This is a genomic window from Pseudazoarcus pumilus, assembly GCF_002872475.1.
In the GTDB taxonomy this organism is placed as follows: domain Bacteria; phylum Pseudomonadota; class Gammaproteobacteria; order Burkholderiales; family Rhodocyclaceae; genus Pseudazoarcus; species Pseudazoarcus pumilus.
The window spans coordinates 1,146,167-1,166,323 of record NZ_CP025682.1 but is presented as its reverse complement, the minus strand read 5'-3'; the positions used below and the strand labels follow the sequence as shown (position 1 = coordinate 1,166,323).

Annotated in this window: 21 protein-coding genes; 15 read left to right on the top strand and 6 right to left on the bottom strand. The window is 65.3% G+C overall.

Features of this window, described 5'->3' with window-relative positions; translation table 11 throughout:
* Positions 1 to 35 precede the first annotated feature (35 nt).
* Positions 36 to 986 (top strand): tRNA (adenosine(37)-N6)-dimethylallyltransferase MiaA, encoded by a 951-nt coding sequence (miaA, locus tag C0099_RS05600; RefSeq protein WP_102246531.1) that lies wholly within the window; start codon positions 36 to 38, stop codon positions 984 to 986.
* Between the two features lie 2 nt (positions 987 to 988).
* Here the strand turns inward: miaA and C0099_RS05595 are convergent, their stop codons facing one another.
* The 4 genes from C0099_RS05595 to purM all read right to left on the bottom strand — a co-directional run bounded on the left by C0099_RS05595 (position 989) and on the right by purM (position 3,647).
* Positions 989 to 1,288, bottom strand: coding sequence for a type II toxin-antitoxin system RelE/ParE family toxin (locus C0099_RS05595; protein WP_102246530.1), 300 nt, complete (start codon positions 1,286 to 1,288; stop codon positions 989 to 991).
* Positions 1,285 to 1,569, bottom strand: a complete 285-nt coding sequence (locus tag C0099_RS05590; protein WP_102248395.1) for a CopG family ribbon-helix-helix protein — start codon at positions 1,567 to 1,569, stop codon at positions 1,285 to 1,287. Before C0099_RS05590 ends, C0099_RS05595 begins: the two co-directional genes overlap by 4 nt.
* Positions 1,570 to 1,755: 186 nt before the next feature.
* Positions 1,756 to 2,610, bottom strand: coding sequence for an SDR family oxidoreductase (locus tag C0099_RS05585; protein ID WP_102246529.1), 855 nt, complete (start codon positions 2,608 to 2,610; stop codon positions 1,756 to 1,758).
* Positions 2,611 to 2,612: 2 nt separating this feature from the next.
* Positions 2,613 to 3,647: a phosphoribosylformylglycinamidine cyclo-ligase gene (purM, locus tag C0099_RS05580; protein WP_228151661.1), complete on the bottom strand. Its 1,035-nt coding sequence runs from the start codon at positions 3,645 to 3,647 to the stop codon at positions 2,613 to 2,615.
* A 181-nt stretch (positions 3,648 to 3,828) separates the two neighbouring features.
* Here purM and C0099_RS05575 point away from each other — a divergent pair, with 181 nt between their 5' ends.
* The 9 genes from C0099_RS05575 to C0099_RS05535 all read left to right on the top strand — a co-directional run bounded on the left by C0099_RS05575 (position 3,829) and on the right by C0099_RS05535 (position 12,551).
* Positions 3,829 to 4,947 carry an AI-2E family transporter gene (locus C0099_RS05575; protein WP_102246527.1) on the top strand — a complete coding sequence of 373 codons (1,119 nt, stop codon included), beginning with the start codon at positions 3,829 to 3,831 and terminating at the stop codon, positions 4,945 to 4,947.
* Positions 4,944 to 5,636, top strand: coding sequence for a DnaA regulatory inactivator Hda (gene hda, locus C0099_RS05570; RefSeq protein ID WP_102246526.1), 693 nt, complete (start codon positions 4,944 to 4,946; stop codon positions 5,634 to 5,636). The genes C0099_RS05575 and hda overlap by 4 nt, the downstream gene beginning before the upstream one ends.
* A 5-nt stretch (positions 5,637 to 5,641) precedes the next feature.
* Complete coding sequence (locus tag C0099_RS05565) at positions 5,642 to 6,313, top strand: histidinol-phosphatase (protein WP_102246525.1); 672 nt, start codon at positions 5,642 to 5,644, stop codon at positions 6,311 to 6,313.
* Positions 6,314 to 6,392: 79 nt separating this feature from the next.
* Positions 6,393 to 7,757 carry a polynucleotide adenylyltransferase PcnB gene (pcnB, locus tag C0099_RS05560; RefSeq protein ID WP_102246524.1) on the top strand — a complete coding sequence of 455 codons (1,365 nt, stop codon included), beginning with the start codon at positions 6,393 to 6,395 and terminating at the stop codon, positions 7,755 to 7,757.
* Positions 7,754 to 8,245, top strand: coding sequence for a 2-amino-4-hydroxy-6-hydroxymethyldihydropteridine diphosphokinase (gene folK / locus C0099_RS05555; RefSeq protein ID WP_102246523.1), 492 nt, complete (start codon positions 7,754 to 7,756; stop codon positions 8,243 to 8,245). The genes pcnB and folK overlap by 4 nt, the downstream gene beginning before the upstream one ends.
* Positions 8,245 to 8,886 carry a deoxynucleoside kinase gene (locus tag C0099_RS05550; RefSeq protein ID WP_102246522.1) on the top strand — a complete coding sequence of 214 codons (642 nt, stop codon included), beginning with the start codon at positions 8,245 to 8,247 and terminating at the stop codon, positions 8,884 to 8,886. Before folK ends, C0099_RS05550 begins: the two co-directional genes overlap by 1 nt.
* 72 nt (positions 8,887 to 8,958) lie before the next feature.
* Positions 8,959 to 9,774 (top strand): 3-methyl-2-oxobutanoate hydroxymethyltransferase, encoded by an 816-nt coding sequence (gene panB, locus C0099_RS05545; RefSeq protein ID WP_102246521.1) that lies wholly within the window; start codon positions 8,959 to 8,961, stop codon positions 9,772 to 9,774.
* An 85-nt stretch (positions 9,775 to 9,859) separates the two neighbouring features.
* Complete coding sequence (panC, locus tag C0099_RS05540) at positions 9,860 to 10,687, top strand: pantoate--beta-alanine ligase (RefSeq protein ID WP_102246520.1); 828 nt, start codon at positions 9,860 to 9,862, stop codon at positions 10,685 to 10,687.
* Between the two features lie 103 nt (positions 10,688 to 10,790).
* Positions 10,791 to 12,551: a PAS domain S-box protein gene (locus C0099_RS05535; protein WP_102246519.1), complete on the top strand. Its 1,761-nt coding sequence runs from the start codon at positions 10,791 to 10,793 to the stop codon at positions 12,549 to 12,551.
* A gap of 50 nt (positions 12,552 to 12,601) precedes the next feature.
* Here the strand turns inward: C0099_RS05535 and C0099_RS05530 are convergent, their stop codons facing one another.
* Both C0099_RS05530 and C0099_RS05525 read right to left on the bottom strand, forming a co-directional pair.
* The gene (locus C0099_RS05530; RefSeq protein ID WP_102246518.1) at positions 12,602 to 12,865 is read right to left on the bottom strand and encodes a hypothetical protein; all 264 of its coding nucleotides are present in this window, start codon (positions 12,863 to 12,865) and stop codon (positions 12,602 to 12,604) included.
* A 145-nt stretch (positions 12,866 to 13,010) separates the two neighbouring features.
* Complete coding sequence (locus C0099_RS05525; RefSeq protein ID WP_164084876.1) at positions 13,011 to 13,916, bottom strand: LysR substrate-binding domain-containing protein; 906 nt, start codon at positions 13,914 to 13,916, stop codon at positions 13,011 to 13,013.
* A 141-nt stretch (positions 13,917 to 14,057) separates the two neighbouring features.
* On the opposite strand from C0099_RS05525, the gene C0099_RS05520 reads away from it, so the two are divergent.
* The 5 genes from C0099_RS05520 to C0099_RS05500 all read left to right on the top strand — a co-directional run bounded on the left by C0099_RS05520 (position 14,058) and on the right by C0099_RS05500 (position 20,152).
* Positions 14,058 to 14,933 carry a TauD/TfdA dioxygenase family protein gene (locus C0099_RS05520; RefSeq protein WP_199797655.1) on the top strand — a complete coding sequence of 292 codons (876 nt, stop codon included), beginning with the start codon at positions 14,058 to 14,060 and terminating at the stop codon, positions 14,931 to 14,933.
* A gap of 90 nt (positions 14,934 to 15,023) precedes the next feature.
* A complete protein-coding gene (locus C0099_RS05515) occupies positions 15,024 to 16,022 on the top strand; it encodes a TAXI family TRAP transporter solute-binding subunit (RefSeq protein WP_102246516.1) in 999 nt (332 codons plus the stop codon).
* Positions 16,023 to 16,114: 92 nt separating this feature from the next.
* Positions 16,115 to 18,031, top strand: a complete 1,917-nt coding sequence (locus C0099_RS05510) for a TRAP transporter permease (RefSeq protein WP_102246515.1) — start codon at positions 16,115 to 16,117, stop codon at positions 18,029 to 18,031.
* Between the two features lie 4 nt (positions 18,032 to 18,035).
* Positions 18,036 to 19,640, top strand: coding sequence for an FAD-binding oxidoreductase (locus tag C0099_RS05505; protein ID WP_102246514.1), 1,605 nt, complete (start codon positions 18,036 to 18,038; stop codon positions 19,638 to 19,640).
* A gap of 74 nt (positions 19,641 to 19,714) precedes the next feature.
* Positions 19,715 to 20,152, top strand: coding sequence for an FAD-dependent oxidoreductase (locus tag C0099_RS05500; protein ID WP_102246513.1), 438 nt, complete (start codon positions 19,715 to 19,717; stop codon positions 20,150 to 20,152).
* The last annotated feature ends 5 nt before the right edge of the window (positions 20,153 to 20,157 follow it).

The following is a 20,157-nucleotide window of genomic DNA, read 5'->3' as shown; positions in this document are numbered from 1 at the left end:
CGCTATAATCGGTCGCCGTGCCTCCCCGCCCAACCATGACCCACGACTCGCCCGCCATCGCCCTGCTCGGCCCCACCGCCAGCGGCAAGACCGCGTGCGCGCTGGCACTCGCAAGCGTCCTACCGGTGGAGATCATCAGCGTGGATTCGGCGCTGGTGTACCGCGACATGGACATCGGTACGGCCAAGCCCACGGCCGACGAGCGCGCGGCGTGCCCGCACCACCTGATCGACATCGTCACGCCCGAGCAACGCTATTCGGCGGCGCAGTTCCGCACGGACACGCTGCGGCTGATGGACGAGATCAGCGCGCGCGGGCGCATCCCGCTGCTCGCGGGCGGCACGGCGCTGTACTTCAAGGCGCTGCGCGAAGGCATCTCGGATCTGCCGCAGGCCGACCCCGAGCTGCGCGCGGCCATCGACCGTGATGCCGAGCGTCTGGGCTGGCCCGCGCTGCACGCGCGGCTGGCTGCGCTCGACCCGGCCGCAGCCGCCGCGCTGGAGCCGACCGACGCGCAGCGCATCCAGCGCGCGCTGGAAATCGTCGAACTCACTGGCCGTCCGCTGGCCGAGAGCTACGCGCAGCGCGAGGAAGGCGGCATCCACCACCGTCTGCTCACGCTGGCGCTCGCGCCGTCGGATCGCGCGGTGCTGCACGCGCGCATCGAGCAGCGCTTCGACGCCATGCTGGCTGCCGGGCTGCTCGACGAGTTGCGCGACCTGCGCACGAAGTACCGCCTCGACCCCGCCCTGCCGTCGATGCGCTGCGTGGGCTATCGCCAGGCCTGGGCGCATCTGGAGGGCGAGGACGACTACGCGACGATGCGCTTCAAGGGCATCGCCGCGACCCGCCAACTCGCCAAGCGGCAACTCACGTGGCAGCGCCAGTTCCGCGAGAACTGGGCGGATCTCGAGGAATTGGATTGTCTGGATGGAGCGCTGACCGGAACCGTCTTGGAACGCGCAAGGCGCTTCGTCGGCGTCTGAACTCAATCCGCGTAACCCGCCTCGCGCTGACTCCGGATCGCGAGTACAAACACGGTATCGATTTCCTCGACGTAGCGGTACAGCGCGAGGTAGCCATGGGCACGGCGCCCGATCACCAGTTCGCGATTTCCGCCGTGGGCCGGACGACCGATGCGCGGATTGTCTGCCAGCACGTCGAGCGCCGCGACGATCTCGCCGATGCGCTCGCCACGCTCGTTGGCGTCGTAGCGTTCCAGGTGCCAGAGAATCCGTTCGAAATCACCCGCGACCTCGGGGGCGAGTTCGATGGCCGTCCTGCTCACCGCAGCTTGCGGGGAACAGGAGGCGTTGCATCGGTGCCGGCGAGTCGCGCGGCAAGATGGCGTTTCATATCATCCCAAGGGATCGATTCGCCGTTTTCGACGAGTTTTGCGAGCCGCGCGCACGCCTCACCGTCGAAGGCAGCGCGACGCTCCTCGCGCTCGACCTTCTCGGTGATCGCCTCAAGGATAAACCCGTGCGCCGTCGTGCTACCGCGCTGGGAAATCTGCGTGACGCGCTGCTTCAGGTCTTCTGTCAGCCGGATCGTGGTCGTCGAGGACATCGTCGTCTCCAGTGAGTACTGAAGCTCAATGTAGCACAACAGTGCTACTTCCGTTCTACGCTCCTTCCGATCCTCGTCGGTGAAGGCGGGCAGCCTCGGTAGGTCGGATTGAGCAAAAGCGAAATCCGACAGCCCATGCCAACACGGGCCCCGATGTCGGCATTCGCTATGCTCATGCCGACCTACTCACTCCTTCCGCTCTCTCGCCGTCGAACGCAGTAGCACCCAGTCCATCCAGCGTGTCGGCAGGATGCGCTTGAGAAAGCCGAACAGGTGGGTCGGGAAGGTCACGTAATAGCGCGCCCGCGGGCGGCGTGAATCGAGCGCATGCACCAGCTTGTCGACCACCGCGTCGGCCGGCAGCGTGAACGGCGTCTTGCCGGCCTCGCCGCGCAGGCGGCGTTCGAGCACGCGGTAGATGGCGGAATGGGCGCTGGCCTCGCTATCGATGTGGCGCTCGTACGCAGCGTAGGCGTTGTCGCGAAATCGCGTGGCGATGGGGCCGGGTTCGATCAGCGAAACGTGGATGCCGCTGCCGTGAAGCTCCAGGCGCAGCGTGTCGGCAAGGCCTTCGAGCGCGAACTTGGAGCAGTTGTAGGCGCCACGATACGGCAGCGCGGCAAAACCCAGGATGGAGCTGTTGTGCACGATGCGCCCATGGCCCTGAGCGCGCATCGCGGGCAACACCAGGCAGGTCAGCTCATGGGTGCCGAGCAGGTTGGTTTCGAGCTGTTCGCGCAGGACTTCGCGCGTGAGGTCTTCGACCGCGCCGGGCTGCCCGTAGGCGCCGTTGTTGAACAGCGCGTCGAGCGTGCCGCCGGTGCGTTCCAGAACGGCATCGACGGCGCGACGAATCGACGCACTGTCGGCCAGATCGAGTTGCAGCGCCTCGAAACCTTCGTCGGCCAGTCGCGCCACATCAACTTCACCACGCGCGGTGGCGAACACCCGCCAGCCGCGCTCCCGCATGCGCCGCGCGGCGGCTTCGCCGATGCCGCTGGAGCAGCCCGTGATGAGGATGGAGCGCTGCGTCCCGGCCACCGTCAGTCGACGATCGTCTTGGGCTGGTCGCCTTCCATCGCGGCGATGCGGCCGATGACGTGCACCGTCTCGCCCTGCTCGCGCAGGAAGGCGGCGGCGCGCTCGGCGTTGTCGGCCGACACGATCACCGCCATGCCGATGCCGCAGTTGAACACGCGATGCATCTCGGCCGCGTCGATGTTGCCGGCCTGCTGCAACCACTGGAACAGCGGCGGCAGATCCCAGGCGGACGAATCGATGCGCGCGGTCAGGCCGTCGGGAATCACGCGCGGCACGTTCTCGGTGAGACCCCCACCGGTGATGTGGGCCATGCCGTGCACGATGCCGGCATGCGCGGCCATCAGCGCGAGCAGCGGCTTGACGTAGATGCGCGTCGGCGCCAGCACCGCGTCGGCCAGCGGCTGCCCGTGGAAATCGGCGGCCAGGTCAGCACCGCTGATCTCGATGACCTTGCGGATCAGCGAATAGCCGTTGGAATGCGCGCCGCTGGAGGCCAGCCCCAGCACCACGTCGCCGGCAGCGATCTTGCTGCCGTCGATGAGGTCGGCCTTCTCGACCGCGCCGACCGCGAAGCCGGCCAGATCGTACTCGCCGTCCGGGTACATGCTGGGCATCTCGGCCGTCTCGCCGCCGATCAGCGCGCAGCCGGCCAGCTCGCAGCCCTTCGCGATGCCCTTGACCACATCGGCAGCAGTATCTACGTGCAGCTTGCCGCAGGCGAAGTAGTCGAGGAAGAACAGCGGCTCGGCGCCCTGCACGAGGATGTCGTTGACGCTCATCGCCACCAGATCCTGGCCGACGGTGTCATGGCGGTTCAGCTCGAAGGCCAGGCGCAGCTTGGTGCCGACGCCGTCGGTGCCGGACACCAGCACCGGCTCGCGGTATTTCTTCGACAGTTCGAACAGCGCGCCGAAACCGCCGATGCCACCCATCACCTCGGGGCGCATGGTGGCTTTGGCAAACGGCTTGATGCGATCGACGAGGGCATCGCCGGCATCGATATCCACGCCGGCATCACGGTAGGTCAGGGAGGTCAAGGCAGTCTCTCTTGCGTCTGGGCGGTGCCCCACGGAGGGCGCCGGGTGCGTGCGCGCTCGCCCCGGGCGACACGGGAACGGGACGACCCCGCGCGGGGCCGTCATGCAAAGGGCGATTCTACCAAGGCCACGTTCTCATTTACCATGTCGCACCGCATCGCCCGATCGAGACACCCCCTAAATGAGCCTTCCCCGCGCCGGTCGTCTGCAAACCGCCCTCTGGGCGGCGTCCGGCATCGCCTTCCTCGTGCTGTTCTGGCTGCTCGGCCCGATCCTGACGCCCTTCGTCGTCGGCGCGGTCTTCGCCTACCTGTGCGATCCGGCGGTCAACTGGCTGGCCTCGAAGCGGCTGCCACGCCCGCTGGCGGTGCTGCTGGTGATCCTGGCGATGGGCTCGGCCATCCTGCTGCTGTTCCTGATTCTGGTGCCGATCTTCTGGCGCGAGGTCGCGACCTTCGTCGCGCGGCTTCCCGAACTGCTCGAGGCCGTCGATACGCGGCTGCTGCCCGCGCTCAACGAGCGGCTCGGAACCGATGTGCAACTCGATATCGCCGCCCTGCGCGAATGGCTCTCCGAGAACCAGGAACAGGCCAAGCAACTGCTCCCGGCCCTGCTCGGACAATTGCGCGAGGGCGGCATGGCACTGGTGGGGTTGGCGACCAACATCGTGCTCATCCCCATCGTCATGTTCTATCTGCTGCAGGAATGGCCGCGCCTCATCCCGGCCCTGCGCAGCGTCATCCCGCGCCCGATGGTCGAGTCGACCACGCGCATCGTCGAGCAGATCGACTCGGTGCTGTCGGAATTCCTGCGCGGCCAGCTGTCGGTGATGCTGGTACTCGCGACCTATTACAGCGTCGCCCTGTGGATCGCCGGCCTGTCCTTCGCGCTGCCGGTGGGCATCATCACCGGCCTGCTGTCCTTCATTCCCTTCGTCGGCTTCGGCGGCGGGCTGATCCTCGCCATCCTCGCCGCGCTGCTGCAGGGCGAGGGCCTGACGCTGCTCATCGGCGTGGGCATCGTCTATGGTCTGGGACAGTTGCTGGAGAGCTACGTGCTGACGCCCTATCTGGTGGGCGAGCGCATCGGCCTGCACCCGCTGGCGGTGATCTTCGCGCTGATGGCCTTCGGGCAACTCTTCGGCTTCGTCGGCATGCTGGTGGCGCTGCCGGTCAGCGCCGCGATTCTGGTGGGGCTGCGCGAGGTACGCACGGCATGGTTCGAAAGCCCGCTGTATCTGGGCGACGCCGAGCCCGCCAGCCGCCGGGAGCAGGATACGGAGTCCGGGCACGACCGATGAGGCAGCTTGTCCTAGACCTCGCTCCGGATGCTCCGCCGCGCTTTGCCAACTTCATCGCCGGCGACAACGTCGAGTTGTTGCGCGCGCTCGAGGACTGCGTGCGCGGCGCCGGCCACGTGTATCTGTGGGGAGAGGCCGGCAGCGGTCGCAGCCATCTGCTCGCCGCGACGGTCGCCGCCGCGCTCGAAGCGGGCCGACCGGCCGAACATGTCACCCGCGTCGCTGGCACACTTGCGCAGACGCCCGGCCTGCTGCTGGCGGTCGATGACGTCGACGCGCTCGACGAGGCGGCTCAGATCGCCGTCTTCAATGCCTTCAACCGCGCCGCCGCCCTGCACCAGACGCTGGTGGTCGCGGGCAGCGCGCCGCCGCGCGCGCTGGCGCTGCGCGAGGACCTGCGCACGCGCATCGGCCAGTGTCTGGTGTTCGAACTGCGTGCGCTCGACGACGTCACGCGTGCCGAGATCCTCGCCACGCTGGCCGAACGGCGCGGCATGCGCCTGCCCGATGATGTGGTGCGCTTCGTGCTGCGTCACGGTCGGCGCGATCTCCCCAGTCTGGTCGCCACGGTCGAAACACTCGACGCCGCATCGCTCGAGCGCAAGCGCGCGGTGTCCCTCGCGCTGCTGCGCGAAGTCATGCAACCCGAGCTGCAGCCAGGCACTGCGGCCCCGCAACTCAAGGATTGATTCTCGTGGATCTCGTTCTGTTCGACCTCGACAACACCCTGCTCATCGGCGATTCCGACTTCGAGTGGGCCCAGTTCCTGATCAGCCGCGGCGTGATCGACCCCGAAGTGCAGGAGGCGAAGAACCAGCGCTTCTACCAGCAGTACGTGGACGGCACGCTGGACATCTTCGAATTCCTCGAATTCCAGCTCTCGCCGCTGGCCCGCCACCCGCGCGCGCAGCTCGACGCCTGGCACGCCGAGTTCATGCACGAGCGCGTGCTGCCGATGATCGGCGACGCGGCACGCTCGCTGGTGCGCGACCATCTGGCCGACGATGCGATGGTGGCCGTCGTCACCGCGACCAACAGCTTCGTCACCGGCCCCATCGTGCGCGAGTTCGGCATCGAGCATCTGGTCGCCACCGTGGCAGCGCAGGAGAACGGGCAGTTCACCGGCAAGCCGCGCGGCATGCCCGCCTTCAAGGCCGGCAAGATCGACCGCGTCGACGACTGGCTCGAACGCATCGGCCTGCACTGGGGCAGCTTCGAGCGCACCTGGTTCTACAGCGATTCACACAACGACCTGCCGCTGCTCGCACGCGTGTCCGACCCGGTCGCGGTAGACCCCGACGAGCGCCTGCGCGAACACGCAGAAGCAGCGGGATGGCCGGTGATCTCGCTGCGCGGGGCGTTCTGACCTGCACGCTGCATGCGCGTCGCGGCACGACGATCGGTTATGATTACGCGCTTATGATCTTTTCGACCCACGTTCCCCGATGATCCGCAAGCTGTTGCGCAAGGTGTTCCGCCGCCCCGGCCCGGATCTCGTCGTTCCCGCCGAGCCCGCGCTCGTGCCGCCCGAGCAGCATGGACTGCGCCGGGAAGACATCTCGCCGGCCGCAGCCAAGACCTGTGCCGTGCTGCAGGATGCCGGCCACAAGGCCTTCGTCGTCGGCGGCGCGGTGCGCGACCTGCTCGCCGGCCTACCGCCCAAGGACTACGACGTCGCCACCAGCGCCACGCCCGAGCAGGTGCGCGCGCTGTTCAGGCGCTCGCGCATCATCGGCCGGCGCTTTCGCATCGTGCACGTGATGAGCGGGCGCGAGACCATCGAGGTATCGACCTTCCGCGCGCTGCACGAGGAAGGCGCCACGCCCACCGACGAACACGGTCGCGTACTGGCCGACAACGTCTTCGGCAGCCAGGCCGAGGACGCCACGCGGCGGGACTTCACCGTCAACGCGCTGTACTACGACCCGCGCAGCGGCACCATCGTCGACTATCACCACGGCGTAGCCGACCTGCGCCAGAAGACGCTGCGCATGATCGGCGACCCGCGCACGCGCTACCGCGAAGATCCGGTGCGCATGCTGCGCGCCGTGCGCCTGGGCGCCAAGCTGGGCCTGTCCATCGACCCGGCCGCGCGCACGCCGATCCGCGAGATGGCGCCGCTGCTCGAGAACGTCCCGCCGGCGCGCCTGTTCGACGAGACGCTCAAACTGCTGATGTCGGGCTACGCCGTCAAATGCCTCCAGCAGTTGCGCGAGGAAGGCCTACACCACGGCCTGCTGCCGCTGCTCGACGTGATCCTGGAGCAGCCTCTGGGCGAGCGCTTCGTGTGGCTCGCGCTGGAGAACACCGACAACCGCGTACAGCAGGACAAACGCATCTCGCCCGGATTCCTGTTCGCCACGCTGTTGTGGCACGAAGTGCTGGCCGCCTGGGAGGCACGCAAGGCCGATGGCGCACCGTCACAGCCCGCGCTGTTCGACGCGATGGATCAGGTGCTTGACGTGCAGGCGAAGAAGCTCGCCATCACGCGCAAGATCGCCGGCGACATCAAGGAGATCTGGGCACTGCAGCCGCGCTTCGAGAAGCGCTCCGGCCATGCCCCGTATCGCCTCATCGAGCAGCCGCGCTACCGCGCCGCATGGGACTTCCTGCGCCTGCGAGCCCAAGCCGGCGAGATCGACATGGCCCTGCCCGACTGGTGGGAAGCCTTCGCCGGCGGCGGCCCCGAGCGGCGCGAACAGCTCGTCAGCGAGGCGCCTGCGTCCAAGGGTGCGCCGCGCAAGCGGCGTCGCCGACGCAAGCCCAACGCGAAGAAGACGGAGTCCGACCAGCCGGTCGACGCAACATGAGCCGCGCCTTCGTCGCCTTCGGGGCGAACCTCGGCGACCCTGTCGCGAGCTTCGGGCATGCCTGTGCGGCCCTGGACGCGCTGCCCGGCACGCGACTGCTGCGGCGTTCGTCGCTGTATCGCAGCGCCGCACTCGGCACGGCGGACGAGCAGCCCGACTACCTGAACGCCGTGGTCGAACTGCACACCACGCTCGCCGCAGCGGCGCTGCTCGCGCACCTGCTCGACATCGAGCGCGAAGCCGGGCGCACGCGCGAAGCGCAGCGCGCGCCGCGTACACTCGACCTGGACCTTCTGCTCTACGATGATGAGGTGATCCGCGAACCGGGCCTGGAAGTGCCCCACCCGCGCATGCACGAGCGCGCCTTCGTGCTGCTGCCGTTGGCCGAGATCGCCCCGGACGCGTGCCTTCCCGGGCACGGCGCGGCGGCGACGCTGCTGCCGCAGGTGGCCGGACAGGCCATCGTGCGCCTAACCGGAGATTCGTGATGCTCGACAACGCCCGCTACATCGTCGTCGAAGGCCCCATCGGCGCCGGCAAGACCTCGCTCGCACGCCGCCTGGCGCAGCGGCTGGACGCCGAGTCGCTGCTCGAACGCCCGGAGTTGAACCCTTTCCTCGGTCGCTTCTACCAGAACATGGACCGCTGGGCGCTGCCCACCCAGCTCGCCTTCCTGCTGCAGCGCATCGACGAACTCGAAGATCTCGAAGCCGCGTGCACGGACAACCGGCGCGTGGTGTCGGACTTCATCTTCGACAAGGATCCGCTGTTCGCCTCGCTCAACCTGCCCGAAGACCAGTTCGAGCTCTACCGTCGCATCCACGCTGCGATGAAGCCGCCCGAGCCACGCTCGCCCGATCTCGTCATCTACCTGCAGGCCAAACCGGAGACGCTGATCGGCCGCGTCCTGCAACGCGGCATGCAGGCCGAACGCCGCATCACCGAAACCTATCTGGAACGCGTCGCCGACCGCTACGCGCGCTTCTTCTATCAATATGACGCCGCCCCGCTGTTCATCGTCGATGCCGAAGTGCTCAACCCGGTGGATCAGGACGACGATTTCGAACTGCTGGTCGAGCGACTGCGCGCGATGCGCAGCTTCCGCGAATTCTTCAATTACGCCGGCTGACGCGGCGCGGATTTTCGCTTGTCTGCCACGACGACTTGCGGAACACTCGCGCCCTCGGAGGAAACGCACGCCATGACCTATCTGCACAACGACAAGCCCGTCACGCTCCATGCACTGGGCAAGATGCGCGCCGAAGGCCGCAAGATCACGATGCTCACCGCCTACGACGCGAGCTTCGCCGCGATGATGGATCGCACCGGCGTCGACACCGTGCTCATCGGCGACTCGCTCGGCAACGTCATCCAGGGCCACAAGTCCACGCTGCCGGTCACGCTCGAGCAGATGGCCTATCACACCGAGTGCGTCGCGCGCGGCTGCAAGCGCGCCTTCATCCTCACCGACATGCCCTTCGGCAGCTACCAGGAAGGCCCGGTGCAGGCCATGCGAAACGCTGCCAGGCTGATGGCGGCCGGCGCCCAGATGGTCAAGATCGAAGGTGGCGAACACATGGCGGAGACCGTGCGCTTCCTCGTCGAGCGCGGCATCCCGGTATGCGCCCATGTCGGGCTCACGCCGCAGTCGGTCAACCAGCTCGGCGGCTACCGCGTGCAGGGCCGTGACGAGACCGGCGCGGAGAAGATGAAGGCCGATGCGCTGGCGCTGGAACAGGCCGGCGCGGCGATGATCGTGCTCGAACTCGTGCCCTCGAAGCTGGCCGCCGAGATCACCGCCAGCCTCACGACCATGGCCACCATCGGCATCGGCGCCGGCCCGGATTGCGACGGCCAGGTGCTGGTGCTGTACGACATGCTCGGTATCTTCCCCGGCAAGCCGGCGCGTTTCGTCAAGAATTACATGGATGGCGCGGCGAGCATCGAGGAAGCCATCGCGAACTACGTGACTGAGGTGCGCGAGGGCGCCTTCCCGACCGCAGCCCACGGCTACTGAGAGATGAAACGACCCCCACGCTCACTGCGTTCGCTGCCCCCCGAGGGGGCCGCAGTGTGTTCGGGGTGGCCCTTCACACGCTGACATGCAGATACTCGAAACCATAGCCTCCTGCCGCAGCGCACGGCGCGAATCCAGCCGCATCGCCTTCGTCCCCACCATGGGCAACCTGCACGAGGGCCACATCGCGCTGATGCACGAAGCGCGCAAGCATGCCGACACGGTCATCGCCAGCATCTTCGTCAACCGCCTTCAGTTCGGCCAGGGCGAGGATTTCGGCCGCTATCCGCGCACCTTCGCGGCCGATTGTGAAAAGCTCGAAGCCGCCGGCGTGGACCTGCTCTTCGCGCCGGACGAAGCCGTGATGTACCCCGAGCCGCAGCACTACTTCGTCGAGCCCGCACCGGCCCAGGTGTCCATCCTCGAAGGCGAATTCCGTCCCGGCCACTTCGCCGGCGTCGCCACCGTGGTGCTCAAGCTGTTCTCCATCGTGCAGCCCGACGTCGCCGTGTTCGGCAAGAAGGATTTCCAGCAGCTGATGGTCATTTCCAACATGGTGCGCGAGTTCGCCCTGCCCATCGAGATCATCCGTGGCGACACCGTGCGCGCCGAAGACGGCCTCGCCCTGTCCTCGCGCAACGGCTACCTGAGTGACGCCGAGCGCGCCGAGGCGCCGACGCTGTACGGCGAGCTGGTGGCCATCCGCGACGCCGTGCGCGCCGGCGATCACGACTTCCTGCACCTCGAGACCATGGCCATCGAGCGCCTGCGCGAGCGCGGCTGGCAACCCGACTACATCGCCGTGCGCCGCCAGGCCGACCTGCAGCCGCCGGTCAGCGAGCGCGACCCGCTGGTGGTGCTGGCCGCGGCAAAACTCGGCACCACGCGGCTGATCGACAATCTCGAGATCTGACGCGGCGCAAGCGCTGTCCGCGGCTCTCAGGCTCAACCTCCGCCCTGGCCTGCCGTAAAGGAGAGAACGCCCACCCTTTTGCCGCTCGCCGACAGGAAGTCCCATGCTCAAGCTCTTCCGCAGCAATTCGTCCGCCGACATCGTTTCCGCCATCGAGCAGACCCAGGGCGTCATCGAGTTCGCGCTCGACGGCACCATCCTGCGCGCCAACGGCAACTTCCTCGGCCTGATGGGATATACGCTGGACGAGGTGCGCGGCCAGCACCACCGCATGTTCGTCAGCCCGGAGGAGGCCAACAGTGCCGAGTACCGCAACTTCTGGAGCGAGCTGCGCGAAGGCAAATCGCAGACCGCAGAGTTCCGGCGCCTGAACAAGCGCGGCGAGCCGGTATGGATTCAGGCCACCTACACGCCGATCCGGCGCGGTCAGCGCGTCACCCGCATCATCAAGTTCGCCAGCGACATCACGGCCCAGGTCAGGGCGCGTGCCGACATCGAGTCACAGATCGCCGCCATCAACCGCGCCCAGGCCGTCATCGAGTTCGCGCCAGACGGCACCATCTTGCACGCCAACGACAACTTCCTGGGCCTGATGGGCTACACGCTGGCCGAGGTGCAGGGCAGGAAGCACAGCCTGTTCGTCTCCGAGAGCCACGCGCGCTCGGACGAGTACGCACGCTTCTGGGAGCGCCTGCGCGCCGGACAATTCCAGACCGCCGAGTATTGCCGGCTCGCCAAGGGCGGCCGCGAGGTGTGGATCCACGCCACCTACAACCCCATCCTCGACCCCGAAGGCCGGGTGGTGAAGGTCATCAAGTTCGCCAGCGACATCACCGCGGACTTCGAGCGCAAGCGGGAATTCGAGGTGCTCTCGCTGGTAGCCAACGAGACCGACAACGCCATCATCATCACCGACGCCGCGGGTCTGGTGCAGTACGTGAACAACGGCTTCACCAAACTCACCGGCTACACGCCCGAGGAAGTACGCGGCAAGAAGCCCGGCCCGGTGCTGCAGGGGCCCGCCACCGACCCGGACACGGTCGCGCGCGTGCGCCACTGCATCCAGAACCGCCAGCCCTTCTACGACGAGATCCTCAACTACGACAAGGACGGCACGCCGTACTGGATCTCGATGGCCATCAACCCGGTGTTCGGCAAGGACGGCCGGCTCGAACACTTCATCTCGATCCAGGCCAACATCACCCACACCAAGGAGATGTCGCTGGAGGCCGAACGCCGCTTCGCCGCCATCAGCGTCAGCAACGGCGTGGCCGAGTTCGACACCGATGGCCGCATCGTACGTGCCAACCGCTACATGACCGGGCGACTCGGCTTCCCCGACGAGCGTCAGTTGCTCGCGCACACCGCCGAACTCAAGTCCATCGTCGGCGAGCAACACCTGCACAAGCTGCTCGCCGGCGAGCAGATCATCACCGAGTTCGCGATGCACGACGCGCAGGGCCAGCCCCGTCAGTTCAAGGGCACCTTCTGCCCCATCGCCGATTCGGAAGGGCAGATCCGCCTCGTCGTCGTGTATTGCACCGACGAGCAGACCAAGCACGAAGCCGCCCAGGTCACCGACCGCGAAATGGGCCGCGTGCAGGAATCGAGCCGCAAGGTGGCCGACATCATCGGCAGCATCAACGAGATCACCGAGAAGACCAACCTGCTCGCACTCAACGCCGCCATCGAGGCCGCCCGCGCCGGCGAATCGGGGCGCGGCTTCGCCGTGGTGGCCGACGAAGTGCGCAAGCTCGCCCAGCAATCCTCGGCCTCGGCCCAGCAGATCAACCAGCTGATCGCCGAGAGCAGCGAACGCATCGACCGCCTGAGCCAGTCACTGCGCAATCTGCGCGGAATGTAAACGGCGGGCATCCCGGGCAATGCCCTTGGGCCTTCCCACCCCGTGCGGCCTCAGCCCTTCTTCGGCGGCGGCACCTCCACCGTACGCCAGCGGAAATTGTCGTTGTCGGCCGGGATCCACTGCAGGCACCAGGGATTGATGCATTCCTGCCCGTCGGTTCCCGGCGCGATCGCGAGGAAGCTTTCCTCGTCGTAGTGCTGCACCTCGGACCGCTGCCAGGTCTGGCAGAACTTGCAGCGGATTTCTCCAAAACCCTTCTTCATCGTGTCGTCCAGCTTATCCAGCTCGTGCAGGGCGAAATAACCGAAGGTCATTGCGCCGGATGTTGGTTCGCAGCGCCGTAGCTCAGGTAGGCGCCGCTGCGGCGCGCACCTGAGGTCTCTCGCTGCGTATTCGAACTGCGTCTCGGCACGGTTCAGACCGTCCTCGAAGCCTTCATTCCTCGCGGTGCTGATCCTCTCAGCGGTGATATTCCGCAATCACCCAGTTGCGAAACGGAACGAGGGCCGGATGAGGTTCACGGTCATCGGGATAGATGAGGTAATAGGGACACGGCGCGAACCGGGCATGCCCGAACGGAATGACGAGCGAGCCTGTAGCAAGGTCACGTTGCACGACCTCACGGATTCCGATGGCAACCCCCACGCCCGCCTTCGCCGCCTCGTACATCAAGTTTGAACTCTCGAAGCGGAGTCCCTCACGTTCATCAGTCAGTACCTCGGCGGCGTTCGCGGCAAGCCAGTATTGCCAGTCGTTTGGACGCGTGTCTGAATGAAGCATCACAACACGGTCGAGGTCTTTGATCTTTTGCAGCGGAGCGCCCCCGCCGAGCAAGGCCGGGCTGCAAACAGGGATGAGATGCGCCGTGAATAGCAAATCTGACCGGCAGCCGGGGTAATCAGCGCGGTCGCTGAGTACGGCGGCGTCAATCTCGCCATGCTCGAAATTAACATCGTGGCTCATCGTGGTCAGGAAATAAACATCGAATGCACGGTTGTCATACGTACACCAGCGCGGAATCAGCCAATTCATGACGAAACTGGGATAAGCGCAGACGCGCAGCGCCCGGTGCGACTGCCGTGCGGTGACGTTCTGCGTCGCTAGCGCCATGCGCTCGAACACGTCGCCAAGCTCCTCGAAGTAGCGCCGCCCCTCAGCGGTCAACTCAACCCTGCGATGAGTTCGGTTGAAAAGGCGCACACCGACGCAGTCCTCAAGTGACTTGATCCCCCGGCTAATTGCCGCCGGCGTGACACACAGCTCTTCAGCTGCACGGGCGAAGCTAGCGCTATGTGCAGCAATCATGAAGGTGCGCAACGCATAGAGAGGAGGCAGCCGGACCACCATATCGTCGTATTCCGCCAAGTATTGATTAACTTAAACTCACTGATAGCGCAAGAATTAGTCGTTTGTCAACGCCAGTCCCGCTCTGAGATCGTACGCCTCAAGCGGAAAACGCCACTGTAGCTGTACCGGCACCGCCCGATCCGCTTGACGAAACGAAACATGCCCAAGGAGAAGCGCATGTCTCAGATCAGTTTCAAACGATCAGGCAACACCATCGGAGGGAGCCTTACCGGTGTAGACCTGTCCGCACCGCTCAAGGACGCAGAACGTGCCGCAATCCACCAGGCACTGCTCGATTCGATCGTACTCTGCATTCCTGCGCAGCAGCTTGAGACACGGGACTTCATCGCATTTGGCCGCCAGTTCGGCGAACTCGAACCTCACGTCCTGAGCCAGTACCACCATCCCGCACACGCCGAAATCATCGTGCTGTCGAACGTCGTCGAGAACGGCAAGCCACGGGGCATATCGGACGGCGGCGCGTACTGGCATTCGGACCTGTCGTACATGGCCGTGCCGGCACTGGCGACCGCCCTCTACGCTCTCGAAGTCCCCGAAACCGGCGGTGACACGCTATTCGTCGACATGTATCGGGCCTACGAAACGCTGCCCGACGCCACAAAGGCCCGGATCGACGGCCTGACGGCGATACATAGCTATGCTTGGCGCCACAACCGCATGATCGACAAGAACAAGGTCCGCGCGAAGCTGACCGACGCACAATTTCAATGCACTCCGGAAGTCGTCCATCCGGTCGTACGGACCCATCCGGAAACCGGCCGCAAGGCCCTCTACGTTAATCCCGGCTTCACGATGCGCATCGTCGGTATGGAGAAGGATGACAGCGAGGCCCTTCTCGCAGAACTGTTCGTGCATGCGACCAACCCTGAATTCCAGTACCGCCATCACTGGTCTGTCGGCGACGTCGTCATCTGGGACAACCGTTGCTCGATGCATTCCGCCAGCGGTGGCTATACGCCGGAACAGCACCGAACACTGTATCGCCTGACCGTGACCGGCACCGTTCCGTACTGAGGGATGCGAGCAGCTGCCGCCCGCATCCCGCTTCACCGCAGTAAGGCAGCACAGATAGTTACAACTTCATAATCTTAGGAGACACCCATCATGCTCAAAAAGACCACGTCATGGGCCGCATCCGCCCTGCTCGCCTTCACCCTGGGCGCGCCCCTGCATGCGAGCGAAAAACCGTTCAATCTGGACATTCCGGAGCAGACCATCGCCGCCGGCTCCACCGGAGGCTCGTGGTACATCATCTCGACCGCGCTGTTCGACCTGTACAAGGACCATATCGGAGGCCTGCGCTACAACATCGTGCCCGGCGGCGGCGTCGCCAACCCCATCTCGGTCCAAAGCAAGAAGGTCGGGATAGCGATGGGCTACACGACCACTCTTCATGCCGCGTATAGCGGCGCGGCCCCATACGAGACGCCGATGACGGACCTGCGCGCAGTGGCCAACCTGAACATGACAAACGTGCTGCATCCCTTCTTTCTCGCTGAAGTACCGGCCGATAGCCTCAAGGAACTGGGAGAAAAGCAGTTGCGCCTGCGGATCGACACCGGCACCCGCGGGACCGGTGGCGAGCTTGCCGCCAGTCGCGCGCTCACGGCCCATGGCGCCGGCTACGGCGACATTCGCGGCTGGGGCGGCGCGGTCAGCCACTCGGCCTATAGCGAAGCGATGGACCGGATGAAGGACGGCCATATCGACGCTTTCGTCAACGACGACATCATCCGCAACCCGACCTTCGTGGATCTCACTCTCGCGCGCGACGTCAAGCTACTGCCGCTCAGCCAGACGACGATCGATGAACTGGCCGACAAGTACGGTTACTCGCCCACGATCATTCCAGCGGGCAGCTATCGCAATCAGGACGAGGACATTCCGACCATCTCCCAGCACAACGTCGTATTCGCACACAAGGACACGCCGGAGGAACTGGTTTACGCAATGGTCAAGTTGATGTTCGAGAACAAGGCACGGCTGGTCGAGGCACATCCGCTGTTCCGGGACCTCGACGTACAGAAGGGAGCTCAAGGCTTCCCGATCCCGCTACACCCCGGCGCGGAACGCTACTTCCGCGAAGTCGGTACGCTCAACTAAGCACCCGAAACGTACCGCAGGCGGAAAGAAAAGCCGTCCGCCTGCGGAGCCACGTTTAGCAGCGCGTCTCAACAACCCGGGAGAGCATCAATATGAGTATTTCGGTCGGAGGCCAGCGCGACGGCGCGCGCTGGACAGCACTCCTCCTGCGCTGGTACTGCGTCGGGATCATCCTCTATCACCTGTACGCCGCGCAGTTCGGCGCACCGGAAGTAATGATGTTCAGACCGACGCACGTCGCGATGTACACCAGTCTTATCTTTCTCACCTACGCGCTGCGCGCTGGTAGACAGGGAGAACCGCGCGAAGCACCTTGGTACGACTGGGCTCTGTTCGCACTGGCATGGCTACCGGCGCTGTACATCTACATCGATTACGAGCGCATCGTCACCCGCTATCCATACGTCGCCGGTCTGGAAGCGCTCGACTGGACAATGGGCGCGCTCGCGATCGCTCTGGTGATGGAAGCCTGTCGCCGCGCCGTCGGCAACACCATGGTGATCCTGCTCGGATTCTTCCTCGTGCATGCGCTGTTCGGTCCGTATTTTCCGGGTCCGTTGAATCAAACCGCGATCAGCCCGGAACGGCTGATCGACCACCTGTTCATGACGACTTCGGGGCTTTACGGATCGATCACCGGCATCTCGGCGACCTACGTGCTGATGTTCGTGCTGCTCGGCGCGATGCTCGACCAAGCGCGAGGCGGCGACCTGTTCATGAACCTCGCCTCGGGCCTGATGGGAAGGTTCCGCGGCGGGCCAGGCAAGGCCGCGATCATGGCAAGCGGGCTGTTCGGCAGCATTTCCGGCGCCGCGGTCGCCAACGTCTATGCCACCGGCACCTTCACGATCCCGCTGATGAAGCGCACCGGATTTCGCCCGAACGTCGCGGCAGCCGTAGAAGCGGTGGCCTCGTCGAGCGGCCAACTCGTACCGCCAATCATGGGGTCGGCCGCATTCCTGATCGCCGACTTCACCCGGCTGCAGTATCTCGACGTCGCGATCGCCGCGATCCTGCCGGCCTTCCTGTTCCTGTTCGCGATCTTCGTGATGGTGCATCTGGAGGCGATCCGCTACAACCTGCCGGCGATGTCCGCTGACCTCGTGCGCAAGGCGCGCAAGGACATTTGGCTGCACATCCACATGCTTTTGGTGCTGGTCGTGGTAGTGCTGATGCTGGTCGACCGTCGCACGCCGTTCTTCGCCGCCTATGTCGGCGTGGTCACGACGATCATCCTCGCCCAGGTACGGGTGCACACCCGGTTCAATTTCACCGGCGTAGTCGACGCTTTCGAGCTTGGCGCACGCCGCATCGCGCCGGTCGCGGCGGCACTGTTCATCGCCGCGCTGGTCGTCGGCACGATCGAGCTGAGCGGGCTGGGGCTGCGTTTCACGTCGCTGCTGCTCGCGCTGACCGGTGGCCACCTGTTCCCGACGCTGCTGCTGGTGATGGCGGCCTGCATCATCCTCGGCATGGGTCTGCCGACCTCGGCCGCTTACATGATCGTGGCGCTGTTCGGCGCGCCGGCGCTGGTGCGGGTCGGCGTCGATCCGCTCGCCGCCCACATGTTCGTCTTCTACTACGCGATTATTTCGGCGATCACGCCGCCAGTCGCGCTGGCCTCGTACGCCGCCGCGACGATCGCCGACTGCCCGATGCAGCGCGCTGGCTGGACGTCGATGAAGCTCGGGGCGGCGGTATACATCGTCCCTTTCGTGTTCGTCTATCACCCCGCACTGCTGTTCCGCGGCGACTGGGAAACCACCGTCATCGGGCTGCTCACCGCCGTGGTCGGCATTGTCTCACTCGCGCTCGCGGTGCAGGGCTACGGCACACGCAAGCTCAATGTCGTCGAGCGCGCAATCGCCGCCAGCGCGGCGATCCTACTGCTGATCGGCGGCTGGCAAACCGACTTGGCCGGCGCCGTGCTGTTCGCGCTGGTGGTCGTACTTCATGCCCGCAATCCCAAGCGGGAAATTGTCGCAACCAACCCTGTAACCAAGGAGTAACACCATGACTGAACGTCGACGCAAATTCTACGCCTGGGGCTTTGAAGACCAGTCCGCCACTCCCGAGGAAATCCGCTTGGTCGAATCGACCTGGGCCGAACAGTTCGGCATCGACCGGTTCGACGTGATCGACCCGCCGAAACTCGACGAGATCGAGTTGCAACCGCCGCGCATCCGCAACATTCCGACGAGTCTCGCCCCGCTCTGCCGCCAGGACAAATACGAACGCGCACTGCACAGCTACGGCCGCTCGTTCCTCGACGGCGCGCGCATGTTCAAGCGCGACTTCGCGCACGCACCCGATGTTGTCGCCTACCCGCGCAATGAAGCCGACTTGGTCGCGTTGCTCGACTGGTGCGACGAAATCCGCGCAGCAGTAATCCCGTTTGGCGGCGGCTCAAGCGTGGTCGGCGGGGTAAATCCGGAAATCAAAGGCGACTATACCGGTGTCGTGACGATCGACATGTGGTATCTCAACGAAATTCTCGAGGTAGACCGAGAATCGCGCTCGGCGCGCGTCCAGGCCGGCATTTACGGGCCTGACCTCGAACGCAAGCTCAAAGAACACGGCCTTACGTTGCGGTTTTTCCCGCAGAGTTTCGAAATGTCGACGCTGGGCGGCTGGATCGCTACGCGCGCGGCCGGCCACTTCGCAAGCGGCGCTACCTACATCGACGACTATGTCGAAAGCATCCGCATGCTCACGCCTGCCGGGCCGTGGGAGTCACGCCGTCTCCCGGCTTCAGGCGCGGGTCCGTCGCCGGATCGTTTCGTGATGGGTACCGAAGGTTCGACAGGCATCATCACCGAAAGCTGGATCCGTCTACTCGAACGGCCGCGCTACAAGGTCGGCGCTACCGTGACCTTTCCCGACTTTCATAGTGGCGTCGCGGCGGTGCGTGCAATCTCGCAGTCCGGCCTCGATCCGACGAACTGCCGCCTCGTCGACGCGCTGGAAGCTCAACTCACGAAATCATACGACGGCGGAAAACCAATTCTAGTACTCGGCTTCGAAAGCCCGCGCTACCCGGTCGACAGCGAGCAGCAGCTTGCGCTGGAAATCTGCCGCGACCACGGCGGTGAGGTACTCGACCAGTCCGAAGGATCAGGCGCCAACAATACCGTGTCAGGCCTGTGGCGCAACGCGTTCATCCGCGGCCCGTACTATCGCGAACACATGATCGCGCGCGGCATTTGCCGCGAGACCTTCGAGACCGCAGTGCCGTGGAGTGGCTTCCGCCAGCTGCATGAAACCGTCATCGACACCGTCTCCCGGGCGATCGTGCGGGTCACCGGCCGACCGGGCACGGTCACCTGCCGCTTCACCCACATCTATCCGAACGGCCCTGCTCCGTACTTCACCTTCCACTGCCTGCCGGACCGCGACCGCATGTACGAGCAGTGCCTGGAAATCAAACATGCCGCGGCCGACGCGGTCGATTCCTGCGGCGGCACCATCACCCACCACCACGCGGTCGGGCGGTTGCACATGCCGTGGTACCAGCGCCAGCGTCCGGACCTGTTCGGCCTCGCATTTGCCGCATCCAAACGCACAGTGGATACGAACGGAATCATGAATCCGGGCGTCATCGTGCCTGAAAAGCCATGACTAAGCGACGTCAGGCCAGGATGAAGACCGTAACCGAACCCGCCCGCAAGACCGGCGTGCAGGCCTAAGTAGACGTGCTGGTGGTCGGAGGCGGTTCGGCCGGGATTGCCGCAGCGATCTCGGCCGCCCGCAACGGCGCCAAGGTGATGCCGGTCGAACGCTACGGCTTTCTCGGCGGCACGCTGACCACCGTCACGCTGGACAGCATCTGCGGCTTCTTCACCGTTACCGAGGATGAGGTTATTCCGATCGTGCTGGGCCTTGCCCACGAAACGGTGGACCGCCTTCGAGAACGCGGAGGCGCGCTGCCACCAAGACGCTGGTTGTGGACCGCCTCAGTGCTGTACGACCCGATAACGCTGAAACTGGTTGCCAACGAAATGGCCGAAGCCGCCGGAGTAGAACTCGTCTACCACTGTCTCGCGGTTGGTGTCGTGCGTGACGACAGCCGCATCTGCGGCGTGGTTTTCGAAGGCAAGAACTGGCGATGGCCTGCCTCGCATCGACCGTGATCGAC